This is a genomic window from Halopseudomonas sp. (assembly GCF_047631575.1).
In the GTDB taxonomy this organism is placed as follows: Bacteria; Pseudomonadota; Gammaproteobacteria; order Pseudomonadales; family Pseudomonadaceae; genus Halopseudomonas.
In genome coordinates this window covers 182,479-194,416 of the sequence record NZ_JBLIAB010000005.1, presented here as the reverse complement: position 1 = coordinate 194,416, position 11,938 = coordinate 182,479, and the positions used below count along the sequence as shown (strand labels likewise).

At 56.2% G+C, this 11,938-nt stretch carries 15 protein-coding genes; 4 read left to right on the top strand and 11 right to left on the bottom strand.

Annotation, left to right across the window (positions count from 1 at the left end; all coding sequences use genetic code 11):
• Nucleotides 1-27 precede the first annotated feature (27 nt).
• A complete protein-coding gene (gloA, locus tag ACJAXR_RS11350; protein WP_415058386.1) occupies nucleotides 28-420 on the top strand; it encodes a lactoylglutathione lyase in 393 nt (130 codons plus the stop codon).
• Between the two features lie 18 nt (nucleotides 421-438).
• Nucleotides 439-1,308, top strand: coding sequence for a hypothetical protein (locus ACJAXR_RS11345; RefSeq protein ID WP_415058385.1), 870 nt, complete (start codon nucleotides 439-441; stop codon nucleotides 1,306-1,308).
• Here the strand turns inward: ACJAXR_RS11345 and ACJAXR_RS11340 are convergent.
• Nucleotides 1,295-2,623, bottom strand: coding sequence for a deoxyguanosinetriphosphate triphosphohydrolase (locus ACJAXR_RS11340; protein ID WP_415058384.1), 1,329 nt, complete (start codon nucleotides 2,621-2,623; stop codon nucleotides 1,295-1,297). The genes ACJAXR_RS11345 and ACJAXR_RS11340 overlap by 14 nt on opposite strands.
• 161 nt (nucleotides 2,624-2,784) lie before the next feature.
• On the opposite strand from ACJAXR_RS11340, the gene ACJAXR_RS11335 reads away from it, so the two are divergent.
• Together ACJAXR_RS11335 and ACJAXR_RS11330 are read left to right on the top strand one after the other, a co-directional pair.
• On the top strand, nucleotides 2,785-3,048 hold the full coding sequence (locus ACJAXR_RS11335) for a glutaredoxin family protein (RefSeq protein WP_415058383.1): 264 nt from the start codon (nucleotides 2,785-2,787) through the stop codon (nucleotides 3,046-3,048).
• A 2-nt stretch (nucleotides 3,049-3,050) separates the two neighbouring features.
• Nucleotides 3,051-3,503 carry a YcgN family cysteine cluster protein gene (locus ACJAXR_RS11330; RefSeq protein ID WP_415058382.1) on the top strand — a complete coding sequence of 151 codons (453 nt, stop codon included), beginning with the start codon at nucleotides 3,051-3,053 and terminating at the stop codon, nucleotides 3,501-3,503.
• Nucleotides 3,504-3,514: 11 nt separating this feature from the next.
• Here ACJAXR_RS11330 and ACJAXR_RS11325 read toward each other — a convergent pair whose 3' ends face one another.
• The 10 genes from ACJAXR_RS11325 to rsxB form a co-directional block, all read right to left on the bottom strand.
• Nucleotides 3,515-4,273: a VacJ family lipoprotein gene (locus tag ACJAXR_RS11325; RefSeq protein ID WP_415058381.1), complete on the bottom strand. Its 759-nt coding sequence runs from the start codon at nucleotides 4,271-4,273 to the stop codon at nucleotides 3,515-3,517.
• Complete coding sequence (locus tag ACJAXR_RS11320) at nucleotides 4,270-5,565, bottom strand: serine/threonine protein kinase (RefSeq protein WP_415058380.1); 1,296 nt, start codon at nucleotides 5,563-5,565, stop codon at nucleotides 4,270-4,272. Before ACJAXR_RS11320 ends, ACJAXR_RS11325 begins: the two co-directional genes overlap by 4 nt.
• A gap of 91 nt (nucleotides 5,566-5,656) precedes the next feature.
• On the bottom strand, nucleotides 5,657-5,875 hold the full coding sequence (locus ACJAXR_RS11315; protein ID WP_415058379.1) for a DUF2061 domain-containing protein: 219 nt from the start codon (nucleotides 5,873-5,875) through the stop codon (nucleotides 5,657-5,659).
• Between the two features lie 168 nt (nucleotides 5,876-6,043).
• Nucleotides 6,044-6,226 carry a PA3496 family putative envelope integrity protein gene (locus ACJAXR_RS11310; RefSeq protein WP_415058378.1) on the bottom strand — a complete coding sequence of 61 codons (183 nt, stop codon included), beginning with the start codon at nucleotides 6,224-6,226 and terminating at the stop codon, nucleotides 6,044-6,046.
• A 108-nt stretch (nucleotides 6,227-6,334) separates the two neighbouring features.
• Nucleotides 6,335-6,970 (bottom strand): endonuclease III, encoded by a 636-nt coding sequence (nth, locus tag ACJAXR_RS11305; RefSeq protein ID WP_415058377.1) that lies wholly within the window; start codon nucleotides 6,968-6,970, stop codon nucleotides 6,335-6,337.
• A gap of 7 nt (nucleotides 6,971-6,977) precedes the next feature.
• On the bottom strand, nucleotides 6,978-7,691 hold the full coding sequence (locus ACJAXR_RS11300) for an electron transport complex subunit E (protein ID WP_415058376.1): 714 nt from the start codon (nucleotides 7,689-7,691) through the stop codon (nucleotides 6,978-6,980).
• The gene (gene rsxG, locus ACJAXR_RS11295; RefSeq protein WP_415058375.1) at nucleotides 7,684-8,337 is read right to left on the bottom strand and encodes an electron transport complex subunit RsxG; all 654 of its coding nucleotides are present in this window, start codon (nucleotides 8,335-8,337) and stop codon (nucleotides 7,684-7,686) included. Before rsxG ends, ACJAXR_RS11300 begins: the two co-directional genes overlap by 8 nt.
• 2 nt (nucleotides 8,338-8,339) lie before the next feature.
• A complete protein-coding gene (rsxD, locus tag ACJAXR_RS11290; protein ID WP_415058374.1) occupies nucleotides 8,340-9,407 on the bottom strand; it encodes an electron transport complex subunit RsxD in 1,068 nt (355 codons plus the stop codon).
• The gene (gene rsxC / locus ACJAXR_RS11285; RefSeq protein WP_415058373.1) at nucleotides 9,407-11,359 is read right to left on the bottom strand and encodes an electron transport complex subunit RsxC; all 1,953 of its coding nucleotides are present in this window, start codon (nucleotides 11,357-11,359) and stop codon (nucleotides 9,407-9,409) included. The genes rsxD and rsxC overlap by 1 nt, the downstream gene beginning before the upstream one ends.
• Nucleotides 11,359-11,937, bottom strand: coding sequence for an electron transport complex subunit RsxB (gene rsxB / locus ACJAXR_RS11280; protein WP_415058372.1), 579 nt, complete (start codon nucleotides 11,935-11,937; stop codon nucleotides 11,359-11,361). The genes rsxC and rsxB overlap by 1 nt, the downstream gene beginning before the upstream one ends.
• Between the last annotated feature and the right edge of the window lies 1 nt (nucleotide 11,938).

The window sequence follows — 11,938 nt, the reverse complement described above, 5'->3', positions numbered from 1 at the left end:
GACAGCATGTCACCAGGGGGACGATATATGCGCTTGCTCCATACGATGCTACGGGTCGGTAATCTCGACAGATCGATCGCTTTCTATACAGAAGTACTGGGCATGACATTGCTGCGTCGCAAGGAAAATGCCGAGGGTCGGTTTACTCTTGCGTTTGTCGGTTACGGTAACGAAGCTGAGAACGCTGTGCTGGAGCTCACCTGTAACTGGGATATCGATCATTATGATCTGGGCGATGGCTATGGCCATATCGCGATCGAGGTGCTGGACGTTTACAAGGCATGCGAGCAGATCAAGGCGGCTGGCGGCAACGTGGTGCGCGCAGCTGGGCCAATGAAACACGGCACGCGGATACTGGCATTCGTTGAAGATCCGGATGGATATCGGATTGAGTTGTTATCGGGCACTACTCAGGGCTGAGGGTGCGCGGGAGGCATGATGATCTGGGGATTGTTCATAGGGATAGTGATACTGATCGGGCTGCTGTTCGCCCGACGGCGGCACAAACGAGATCTCGGCCGCAAGAGTCTTGAGGCGCGGTTGCGAGCGCTCACACAATTGCGATTGCTGCGCCTGTTACTCGAGCAGGTTCAGCGGCATCGAGGTTTGTGCTTCGGGGTCCTTTGCGGCGACCAGACACTGGAAGGAGAGCGCTGGTTAGTTCATGCGGAGGTCAGCCGACTGATAGGGGACGCGAAGAAGCTCCGGGCCAATCTGCTCGGGCACGAGGCCTGGCAGCGAGTTTTCCCGTTGTGGCAGCGTATTGATCAGGAGCGTCAGGACGGCGAAGCGATAGGTCTGCTTAACCTACATAATGAGCTTGCTGAACTCATTCTTGGCACCATCGAGGCTCTGGCAGACCGGCATGATCTGGTCTGTTTGGGGTGGCTTGCGCCACAGCCAGAAGGATTGTGGCTCGCTTTGCTGCAAAACGCTGAAGTATTGGGCCAGGCACGCGCTGCTGGGACTGGTATCGCAGCCCGCCGGCAAGATGATGCAGTCCAGCAGCAGGTGCTGAAGCGATTGGCTGACTTGATTCGTCAGCAATTCTACCTGGCGCCCGCTCAATTGAGCGTTGATCCGGCCCTTCGTGCGTCTCTCGCAAGGCCAGTGCGCGAAGCGGAGGACAGTATCGATGCGTTATTGCAATCGATCGATCTGCTGCTCAAGGACCCATTGCATCCTGCTCTGGGTTCAATGGCTTTTTTCAAACGGGCAACGCAGGCCATTAGCGCCCATTACATGCTTGCCGACCTGCTGTTGGAACGTTTGCGCCTCGCTACCGAGGCAGCCATCAAGCAGGACTGACGCCGCGTATACGCGCTGCCATGTCTGCAGCATACAGATCTGTCATGCCGGCGATAAAATCGATCACTCGCAAGTAGCTGCGGTACAGATCCCAGTCCGGTTTGGGCACGTTGTTACCCATCAGGTCAAGTATGCGTTGATGCTTGAAGCTTAGATTCAGCCCTGCATGTTGTTCATTCACGGCGCCGCAGAATGCGTCCAAAAGGGTCTCCAGCGTGCTGTAGGCGCCAATTTCATGCAGTGTCTTGCGCTTGTCCTGGAAGATCCGCTCCCGAGCCATATTCTTCGCCTCCAATACGCAGCGGCGCGCATTGGGATGCATGTGTTCGACCAAATCTCCCTTCAGTGTGCCGGACAACAAGGCTGACTGCTGGTTGATAAAGGCCTCCGCGGCGGCATTGACCAAGTGTTCGATCGCTTTACCTCGCAGTATGGCCAGACGTCGCCGTGTGGAATCCTGTGGGCCCAGTTGACGATAGGTTTCGGGTAGATCATCGCCCACTAACTGAAGCAGCAGATGTTCTACCTCAGCGTAGTCTAGCAGCTCCATTTCCATACCGTCTTCCAGGTCGATCAGGCCATAGCAGATATCATCTGCAGCCTCGACCAGGTAGACCAAGGGATGGCGCGCCCAGCACTGTTCCGCCTGCAGCGGCAACCCCAGCTTGGTAGCTATTTGCTCCAACAAGGGAAACTCGGCCTGATAGCAGCCGAACTTGTGCTTCTTGTAGCCCTGACTGTCGGCGTGCCGGGCCGTCCAAGGGTATTTCAGATAGGCACCAAGCGTTGCGTAGGTCAGGCGCATGCCCCCCTCGAACTGGTGATACTCGAGCTCGGTCAGTACTCGAAACCCCTGCGAATTACCCTCGAAACTGAGAAAGTCCAGACGCTGGGCCTCAGTCAAGGGGTCCAGCCAGCCCTTGCGATCTGCCTGGTGAAACCAGTGACGGATAGCGTCTTCGCCAGAATGGCCAAAGGGGGGGTTGCCTATATCGTGGGCCAGGCAGGCGGCCTGAACAATGACACCGATATCGGCCGGCTCGCACCAGTCAGGTAGCTCGCCGCGTAGCATCTCGGCAACACGCATGCCCAGCGAGCGACCAACGCAGCCCACTTCAAGGCTATGGGTCAGGCGTGTATGAATGTGATCATTGCTTGATACCGGGTGGACCTGGGTCTTTTTCCCCAGCCGGCGGAAGGCGCCGGAAAAAATCACCCGGTCATGATCCTTGTGGAAGGGGGTGCGCCCCAGTTCTTCGTTGCTGACGACCGGTTTGCCCAGTCGCTCGCGGCACAGCAGTGCTTCCCAATCCATTCTTGTCTCCATTCAGGGCTGTAAGTATGTTGCATGGCGTCATGACTGCCAAGTATCGGACACGTTAGCGCGGGCATGTTTCGCCAGGCGGATCCGAGTTACCATAGACCTTTGGCAAACCCTGCCTTCTCCATCCGCTGATTACTTTGATATTACTGTCCATGAAGACCATTCCCGATCTCATTCTTTACGGCACGACCGCCTGTCATTTATGCGAAGCCGCCAGCATGGAGCTTGCGCCGCTGCAAGGTAACGGTTTGCACGCGCGCGAGCGGGATATAACCGAGAGCGACATTCTGATGGAGCGCTATCAACTGCGTATTCCCGTGTTACGCCGAGAAGACACGGGGGCAGAATTGGATTGGCCATTCGACTTGCGCACGGCCATGCTGTTTTTGTCCGATGTCCTCGGCGAGGAGAACTGAGCATGGCGCAACGAGTTGAGCCATTCTGGCAGCGCAAGACACTGGATGAAATGGATCAGAGCGAGTGGGAATCACTGTGTGATGGCTGTGGCTTGTGCTGCTTGCAAAAGCTGGAAGACGAAGATGACGCCGCGGCTATTTATTACACCCGGGTGGCCTGCAAACTTCTGGATCGGGAAAGCTGCCAGTGCAGTAATTACGCCGAGCGTACAAAACATGTCCCCGACTGTATTCAGCTGACGCCGGGAGCGGCTGGCGAGTTTAGCTGGTTACCGCCCACCTGTGGCTATCGCCGGATATCGGAAGGTAAGGAGTTGCCTCCCTGGCATCACCTGATGTGCGGCGATCGTGGGGCCGTGCACGCAGCAGGCATTTCCCAGGCGGGCAAAATGATTGCTGAAGACGCCGTGCCCGAAGACGATTGGGAAGAGCACATCATCTTCAGGGTTGGCTGACAGGTCCTGACTTACTGGCTGATCTGTAACTCACGTAGTTTGGTATACAAATAGCGTACCTGATCGTACTCAAACGGGCTGCCCAGTGCACCATAACGAAATTCGTTCTGGTAGCGCAGATCTACGGCTTGCAGTGCCCAGAGTGACGGATTGTTGTTCTTGATCTCGCGGTTGTTAAGAAACTCCACGGAATCTTCGAAGGTCCAGTCAACTACCTGGCCGGTGGTGTCGCGCAGGGAAGAGGGCCCGAGGAAAGGCAATACCAGATAGGGTCCCGGCGGCACACGGTAAAATCCGAGCGTCTGCCCAAAGTCTTCGCGCTGTTGCGGCAGGCCCATTTTCTTGGCTACATCAAATAAGCCCGCTACGCCCAGAGTGGTATTGAACAGTAGCCGTGTGGTAGTTCGCATACTCTTGCGCACCTTACCCTGCAGAATGCTATTGCCCAGATTGGGAATGTCACCCAGGTTGTTGAAAACGTTGGATACGCCAGTGCGGACGAAGCTTGGAGTCGCCCACTCATATGTGTTCAGCACAGGCAGGTAGATCAGTTCGTCAAAACGCGCATTGAAACGATAAACGCGACGGTTAAACCCCTCGATCGGATCCTGAACGTTAAGCGCACGAAGGCTTGAACGCTCAAATTGATAGCCTTTGCCGTTTTGGATCACGATACCGTCCAGTGGGTCCACATACTCAGGAATCGATTCCTGAGCCTGCAGGCCGCCGGCCATTAGTAATGTGGCAAGGGTAATCAACAACCGATTCATGGTGTGGCTCCTTGCAGAAAACTCAGCATCCGTGCAGTGACCTGTTGATGTTCCAGGTTGCCACCGTGACCGCCCCGTGGATACAGAAAAGCCCGTTCGCCAAAAGTCTCGGCCAGGTAGTGATAGTCGGCCCGTGTCAGGATGAAGTCATCAGCATTGGTCAGTACGGCTATCCGCGGATTACCGGCGATATGTTCTTCGATGCTTTGCAGGCTGGTTTCATACGCCATATCTTCAATGGTCTTTTCCGCATTGAGGCTATGCCAGTCCGGCCAGAGCTGATTACGGATATAACAGCCAAAATCACAAAACAAAGCCCTGCGCAGATAGGGTGTCAGGGAGGTACTGACCGTGATCGTCTGGCCGGTCGGCGCATAACGGCCGGTGTCATTGATCAAGTCAGCCATGAAATTGAGGTCGGCTGCCGCGAAACGAAAGACGGCGCCAATCAGCATGGCCAGTTCGTCGTCTGAAAGCGCCTCATCGGACGTTTGAATGCCGGAGAAGAGGGTGCTTTCAATGTCGGTATCGCCCGTCTGCGCAAAATAGCGGGAGATCTTGTCGAAGATGTGCTCGTAGAAACTCTCGGTACCGTCTACGCCAGGAACATGGGTAAACGACAGAGCATCCAGACGCCGGACTGAATCGTATAAATTGACCGGCGGATTGAGCATCAACACCTTGGTGAAATTGAACTGCCCCAGGTGTTCGTCCAGCTCACTGACAAAAGCCGCATTCATTGCACCCAAACTGAAGCCGACCATACGAAACTCGGTAGCTTCCAGACCGGTTACGTTACGGGCGCGTTCCACTGCCAATGACATGGCCGTATGCAGGTCTCGCGCATCGCGCTGCCCCAATCCCGGAAGGCCACTGTTAGAGGCGGCTGCAATGAAATCGAAATTGGTCGGTGACGACATGACGATAACGTGCATGCCGGCTTGCCAGTAAAGCGCTTTAAGATGATCCATGCGCGCGCTGTCATAGCCTGAACCGCTGCCAGCTATAAGAAACACCAGGGGGGCGGGCTCATCGTGCCAGGCAACACGAAAACCCAGTTTGCTGTATTGACGAAAGGCCGGGGGTAATTTCCGATTTGGCAGAACGCGGATCTGCAGATCTTCCTGCTGGATGTCGGGCTCTGCGGGTATGGGTGCCCGTAAGGACTCCGGCGTGCCGCCTATGGTAGCCAGAAAAGGGCTGATGTCCGGATAATTGAATTCAGCAGCGTATAACGCTGGAGCCATAAGGGCAAAAGCAGTAAGAAACAGTGACAAGACAAATGTGGGCATCGAGCTATTCCGTAGCGAGTTCACGAATAGAACCAAAAGTACGCCTAAAAGTTCCCTGACGCCGCGAATATCGCAACGTGCGCGTACATTTTCAGGCGCTGACTGATGAGCGGAATCTATTTAACGAGACAGTCCCGCCCCGTTGCTCGATTTGCTTCCAGATTTTCTCATGGAAATGGAAGGCAACTGTATTGACTGCCGGCTCAACGATAGCCACGGCTCCGCCCATCAGCAAACTGCCTGTCATCGCGTAGACGACTGCAAATGCGATCGAGAAATGCATCACTGCAAAAGTAGTTGTCTTGATCATGGTGCACTCCGAAGTACTGTTAATGGGAATCATTCCCGAACGTCTTCAGATTAGAGGGTCCGTGCGTTAAGTCAAAACAGATTTAAATGATAACCGTTATATAAATAACTAATTGGCAGGCGCGGCGCGATAGGGTGCGCCGGGTCTGGTCTGGAGGGCTGGTGAGCCTTACTCTTCGATGTCAAAGTCCAGCAACTGTTTCTGCAGACGTCTTTCTTCCAGATAATTATCGATGAGACGACGCTTGCTCAGGTTGGTTTTGGAGTTGCTCGCCGAATCGGTATCGGGAGTGTCGTCTTCTTCAACAAAGTTATCGTCGTCCAGTTCTATCTCGGTTTTTGCTTTGGCCATGACTCCACTCCACAGTGATGATGCCATTTGCGGATCTTATAACGGCAGATCGCTCCAAGCGGAAATAGATTTTTTCAATCATCAATGCGGTTATTTGTGAAGTTTGCGTTAGTCGGAGGTTTTACGCGGATATTCGCACAGATCCTCTATGCGGCAACTCCCGCACTGCGGGGTTCGCGCCTTGCATACGTAGCGGCCATGGAGGATGAGCCAGTGATGCGCATCGATCAGAAAATCTTTCGGTACATGCTTCATCAGTTTGTCCTCTACCTCGCGCACATTCTTGCCCTTCGCGATACCGGTGCGATTGCTGACACGAAATATGTGAGTATCGACGGCCATGGCTGAGTGGCCAAAGGCGGTATTGAGCACAACGTTCGCTGTCTTGCGTCCGACGCCGGGAAGGGCTTCCAGCGCCTCACGATTAGCCGGTACCTGGCTGCCATGATTTTCAACCAGCAATCGACAGGTTTCGATCACATTACGCGCTTTGCTGTTAAACAGACCGATAGTCTTGATGTACTCCGACAGCCCAGGGACTCCTAGGCTGTATATGGCCTCGGGGGTATTGGCAACCGGATAGAGCTTGGCAGTGGCCTTGTTGACTCCTACATCGGTAGCCTGAGCCGAGAGTATGACTGCGATCAACAGCTCAAAGGGGTTGTTGTAGTTGAGCTCTGTCGTCGGAGTCGGATTGTCCGCGCGCAGGCGTTGGAAGATCTCGAGGCGTTTATGTTTGTTCATGGCGTTGTCAGTTTACCGCTCCGGTCACGCGCACGCGCTTGCCACCGGCCGCGGGTTTGGCTGCCCGAGCTGCGGCGCGTTCCTTGACGATGCCGTCAATCACGTTTTTCAGTGCAATCAACAGGCCCATGAACAGGAAGGCACCGGGCGGTAAAATCACGAATAGAACGTCCTTGTAGTTGGGGAATACAACGATCTTCCAGTCGATGGCAATCGGCCCGAGCAGCAGGTCCATGCCTGCGAACAGCGTGCCATAGCCAATCAACTCGCGCAGCATGCCCAGAACGATCAGGACCAGGGCAAACCCCAGGCCCATCATGAACCCATCCACTACCGAAGGCAGAATAGGGTGTTTGGATGCATAGGCATCGGCTCGACCCAGAATGACGCAATTGGTCACGATTAACGGAATGAATATGCCCAGAATAAGGAACAGTTCATAGGTATAGGCTTGCATCAGCAACTCGATGCAGGTGGTCAGAGCGGCGATGATCATCACGAAAGCGGGCAGGCGTACGGCATCGGTTACCGCACTACGAATGATGGATACCGCCAGGTTCGACCCAACGAGTACCAGCATCGTGGCGATACCCAGTCCCAGGCCGTTCACCGCCGTGCTACTGACGCCCAGCAAGGGGCAGAGCCCCAGCAGTTGGACCAGGCCCGGATTGTTATGCCAGAGCCCCTGGGCGGTGATGTCGGAAAACTTGGTGCTAGCCATTGGCAGGTTCCTCTTGGGGTAGATCCAGCAGCTCGCCGCGGTGTTCTTCGAAGTACTGCAACGCGCGATAGACCGCTTGCACCACGGCCCTAGGTGTAATGGTGGCGCCGACGAACTGATCGAAAGTGCCGCCGTCCTTGCGCACCGCCCAGTCTTCGGGCATGGGCACGCTCAGGCTTTTGCCTTTGAACTCGAGAATCCAGCTGCTTTTGGCCAGTTCAACCTTGTCCCCCAGCCCCGGGGTTTCCCGGTGGCTGGTTATCCGTACACCAGCGACCTCACCATTGGCGCGCACGCCCACCAGAAGGTCTATGCGTCCGTTGTAACCGTCAGGTGCGACAACAGGCAGAATGACCGCAACGACCTGGCCATCTTCACGCCCGCGATAGGCTTCAGCGGATGCAGGCAGCTTGAGAAGCTTAGAGTCATCGACCAGAAAGGTGTCATCTAGCAGGTTGTTGTCGTGCTGCGCCTCGGGCAGGATCTGTGTGAGTGCGCTCATCTGGACGCGGCGCTTTTCTTCGGCAATGCGTCCTGCAGTGCCTTGTTGGGTCACGGCGATCAGTCCAACCGTAAACATGGCGAAGACCCCGAGAATAATACTGTTACGGACAATCGAGCTGCCGGTGGTATCTGGATTCTGCATGCTCAGTCCACCTTGCCCATGCCGCGCTCGGCCTTACGGTGGCCATAGGTGCGCGGAGTTGTGTAGTAGTCTATGGTCGGCGCTGCCAGATTCATCAGCAGCACTGCGAATGCCACCGCATCGGGATAGCCGCCCCAGGCGCGGATGATGTATACCAGCACGCCGACGCCCATGCCAAAGACCAGACGGCCGAGCGTACTGGTCGCGCCGGACACCGGATCGGTGACGATGAAGAACGCGCCCAGCATGGCCGCTCCGCTGAACAGATGAAATACCGGTGAGCCGTTGGAGTCCGAGCCCGATCCGCCCCAGAACAGCAGACTCATCACGAACAGTGCGCCGAGCATGCCGAGCGGTGCATGCCAGGTGAATATCTTCTTGTAAATCAGCAGCAGTCCGCCTGCCAGAAATGCCAGGTTGACCCATTCCCAGACATGGCCGCCGAAGGCACCGAATACCGGCTGGCTGGTGTGCAGTTCAGCCATGGTCAGGCTGTCGTTGTTCTTGAGGATGTCCAGTGGCGTTGCGGCTGCCCAGCCATCAACCGCCTGGGCACCTATCATGAATACCCGTTGCAGTGATTCGATCAGGCCCAGTGTGGCCTGCACTTCGGGCAAGGCATCAGTGACACCTCGCCAGGCGGGCCAGGTAGTCATTTCGACCGGAAAGGATATCAGTACGACCGCATAGCCGAGCATGGCCGGGTTGAACGGATTCTGTCCCAGACCGCCATACAACTGCTTGCCGAACACGATCGCAAAGCTGCTGGCGATGAGCACGAGCCACCAGGGTGACAAGGCTGGAAGCGCTAGAGCAAGCAGCCAGGCAGTAACCAGTGCACTGCCATCGCTCAGGAAGAAGTTGATTGGACGCTTGCGTATCCACAGAATCAGCGCTTCGGCTCCGAGTGCAAAAAGGGTCGCCAGTACTATGTTGATCAGCGTGCCCCAGCCGAAGAACCAGGTCATCGCCAGTACCCCGGGCAGTGTTGCGCCGAGTACCCAGAGCATAATGGTCTGCGTGCGGTTGTTACCCTTGGCGTGGGGTGAAGTCATACGCACCAGAGCCATCAGTCGGTCTCCTTGTTGGCCATGTGATCGGCAAAGGCCTTGGCTGCGCTATCCAGTGCCATCTTTGCTTCGGTCAATTGGTCATTCAGTTGCGGGTTTTCGACATCATCTTCCCGCGCGCGCTCGGCTTTTCTGAATGCAGCCTTGGCCATCGTCATATCGGTCTTTAGCTGGCGCTTGGTATTGTCTCCTGACTCGGCCGGCGACGGTGGAACGGCTTTCATCGAAACGTCCCCGAGTGCCTCGTCGTACGCAAGCTGGGTATCTGCGCAGGCTTGCTCCAGCTCCGGTACCTGTGCCTGAAGCTCGAGGTTGTCGGGGTTGTTGCTCAGTTGCTTGCGCGCCTTTTTCAACGCCATCTGGGCGGTGGCCGCAGCAATCTTCAGTTGTTTTTGCTCGGCGGTCAGAGTGGCTGGTTTATGCGCTTCCACGCGGGCCACATCAGGTTGCTCATCCCCTGACACACTGGCGGCGCTGACAGCCTGCTGTTCCTTGGCGGCTTTCATCCGCGCCGTCTTTTCTGCGCGGGCCTGACGCTCAAGATCTTTCTGTTCGGCTTCGCGTTCCAGCCGCTGCAGGCGATGTTCAAAGCGTTGTTTGGAGTGATCGGCCTTGTGCTGCTGCAGCTCTAGAGCTCGGATTTCCGCTTTGGAGGCGCGATAATACTGCACTAGCGGAATACTACTGGGGCATACATACGAGCAGGCGCCGCACTCGATACAGTCGAATAGATTGAGGCGATTAAGTTGATCGTAGTCCTTGCCCATGGCAAACCAGTGCAGTTGTTGCGGCAGCAGCATCGCCGGGCACACCTCGGAGCAGAGACCGCAGCGGATGCAGGGCTGTGCCGCAGGGGGCGGCGGTAGTTCTGCTAGTGTGCCAGCGAGCAAGCAATTGCTGGTCTTGATTACTGGCGCGTCAAGGTTCTGCAGGGTAAAGCCCATCATGGGGCCACCCATTACCAAGCGATAGAGCTTGTCGGGCTGCAGACCGGCAAATGCAAGCAAGTCGCTGATCGGCGTACCTATCAGCGCCATCACGTTAGTCGGATGGCTCAGGGCATCGCCGGTCAATGTGGTTACCCGGCTGATCAAGGGCTGGCCAAGCGTAACCGCATCATGAATCGCGATCAGGGTGCCGATATTCTGGCAGACCATGCCGATATCTGCCGGTAGGCCACCACTGGGCACCTCCTTACCGGTCAGAATCTGAATCAGTTGTTTCTCACCGCCTGAGGGATATTTGGTCGGGAAAGCCAGTACTTGCATCGGCAAGTCGGCCACCGCCTCGCGCATGGCTGCAATGGCCTCGGGCTTGTTGTCTTCGATGCCGATCAGCACCACGTCGGGCTTGAGGATATGCATCAGAATCTGAATGCCGGCTACCACTTCGGGCGCCCTGTAACGCATCGCAGTATCGTCTGCGGTGATATACGGCTCGCACTCGGTACCATTGACGATCAGCGTGTGGATCTTTTGCTCGGGTCGTGCCTTGAGCTTGAACGCGGTAGGAAAACCCGCTCCGCCCAGACCGCTAATACCCGCCAAGCGAATGATCTCAAGCAGAGACGCAGCTTCCAGTTGGCTGTAGTCATCGATTGGTACGAGGGTAGTCCATGCATCCAGTCCATCGCTTTGCAGCGTAATCGCCCACTCTTCCAGTCCTGATGCGTGGGGAAATGGTGCCGGACCGATAGCGGTTATGGTGCCTGAGGTGGGCGCGTGAAGAGGACAGCTGACCATGCCGCTGGCCTCGGCCAGCACTTGTCCTTTGAGCACTCTATCGCCAACGGCTACGACTGGCTCTGCGCGCGCACCGATATGTTGCAGCAATGGCAGGATCAGGTACGCGGGGAGCGGAGGCGTCTCTAGTCCGTAACTGACAGACTGATGCTTGTTTTCATCAGGGTGTATGCCGCCGTGGATATCCCAGATACGAATCGGTGATTGCATTACAGAGCTCCCCGGTCAGTGGCGATCACACCTTGCGTCTGCAGGGGATAATCCCATTTCCAGTTCTGCGGTGTGGTGGGTAGCGCTATCATATCGATACAGTCAACCGGGCAAGGCTCTAAACATAGATCGCAGCCGGTGCACTCATCGATAATCACCGTATGCATCTGCTTGGCTGCGCCCAGAATGGCGTCCACCGGGCAGGCCTGAATACATTTGGTGCAGCCAATACACTCGGCTTCGCGGATATAGGCCACGGTGCGCGGTTTTTCTTCGCCGTGTTCGGCATCCAGGGCCAGCACTTCGACGTCAAGCAGGTCGGCCAGCGCCTGGATAGTAGATTCGCCCCCAGGCGGGCACTTGTTGATGGGCTCGCCCCCATTGGCGATGCCTTCGGCGTAGGGTTTGCATCCGGGGTGGCCGCATTGACCGCACTGGGTCTGGGGCAGCAGTGCGTTGATCTGGTCGACAATGGGATCACCTTCGACCTGAAAACGGATTGCTGCGTAGCCGAGAATGGCACCGAACGTCAGCGCTAGAGCCAGCAGAACAAGAATGGCAGTGATGACGACAGACATG

Bases quoted from the DNA above. Each gene is read 5' to 3' on its own strand.
- gloA (WP_415058386.1), top strand. From the start codon at position 28: ATGCGCTTGCTCCATACGATGCTACGGGTCGGTAATCTCGACAGATCG.
- ACJAXR_RS11345 (WP_415058385.1), top strand. From the start codon at position 439: ATGATCTGGGGATTGTTCATAGGGATAGTGATACTGATCGGGCTGCTG.
- ACJAXR_RS11340 (WP_415058384.1), bottom strand. From the start codon at position 2,623: ATGGATTGGGAAGCACTGCTGTGCCGCGAGCGACTGGGCAAACCGGTC.
- ACJAXR_RS11335 (WP_415058383.1), top strand. From the start codon at position 2,785: ATGAAGACCATTCCCGATCTCATTCTTTACGGCACGACCGCCTGTCAT.
- ACJAXR_RS11330 (WP_415058382.1), top strand. From the start codon at position 3,051: ATGGCGCAACGAGTTGAGCCATTCTGGCAGCGCAAGACACTGGATGAA.
- ACJAXR_RS11325 (WP_415058381.1), bottom strand. From the start codon at position 4,273: ATGAATCGGTTGTTGATTACCCTTGCCACATTACTAATGGCCGGCGGC.
- ACJAXR_RS11320 (WP_415058380.1), bottom strand. From the start codon at position 5,565: ATGCCCACATTTGTCTTGTCACTGTTTCTTACTGCTTTTGCCCTTATG.
- ACJAXR_RS11315 (WP_415058379.1), bottom strand. From the start codon at position 5,875: ATGATCAAGACAACTACTTTTGCAGTGATGCATTTCTCGATCGCATTT.
- ACJAXR_RS11310 (WP_415058378.1), bottom strand. From the start codon at position 6,226: ATGGCCAAAGCAAAAACCGAGATAGAACTGGACGACGATAACTTTGTT.
- nth (WP_415058377.1), bottom strand. From the start codon at position 6,970: ATGAACAAACATAAACGCCTCGAGATCTTCCAACGCCTGCGCGCGGAC.
- ACJAXR_RS11300 (WP_415058376.1), bottom strand. From the start codon at position 7,691: ATGGCTAGCACCAAGTTTTCCGACATCACCGCCCAGGGGCTCTGGCAT.
- rsxG (WP_415058375.1), bottom strand. From the start codon at position 8,337: ATGCAGAATCCAGATACCACCGGCAGCTCGATTGTCCGTAACAGTATT.
- rsxD (WP_415058374.1), bottom strand. From the start codon at position 9,407: ATGGCTCTGGTGCGTATGACTTCACCCCACGCCAAGGGTAACAACCGC.
- rsxC (WP_415058373.1), bottom strand. From the start codon at position 11,359: ATGCAATCACCGATTCGTATCTGGGATATCCACGGCGGCATACACCCT.
- rsxB (WP_415058372.1), bottom strand. From the start codon at position 11,937: ATGTCTGTCGTCATCACTGCCATTCTTGTTCTGCTGGCTCTAGCGCTG.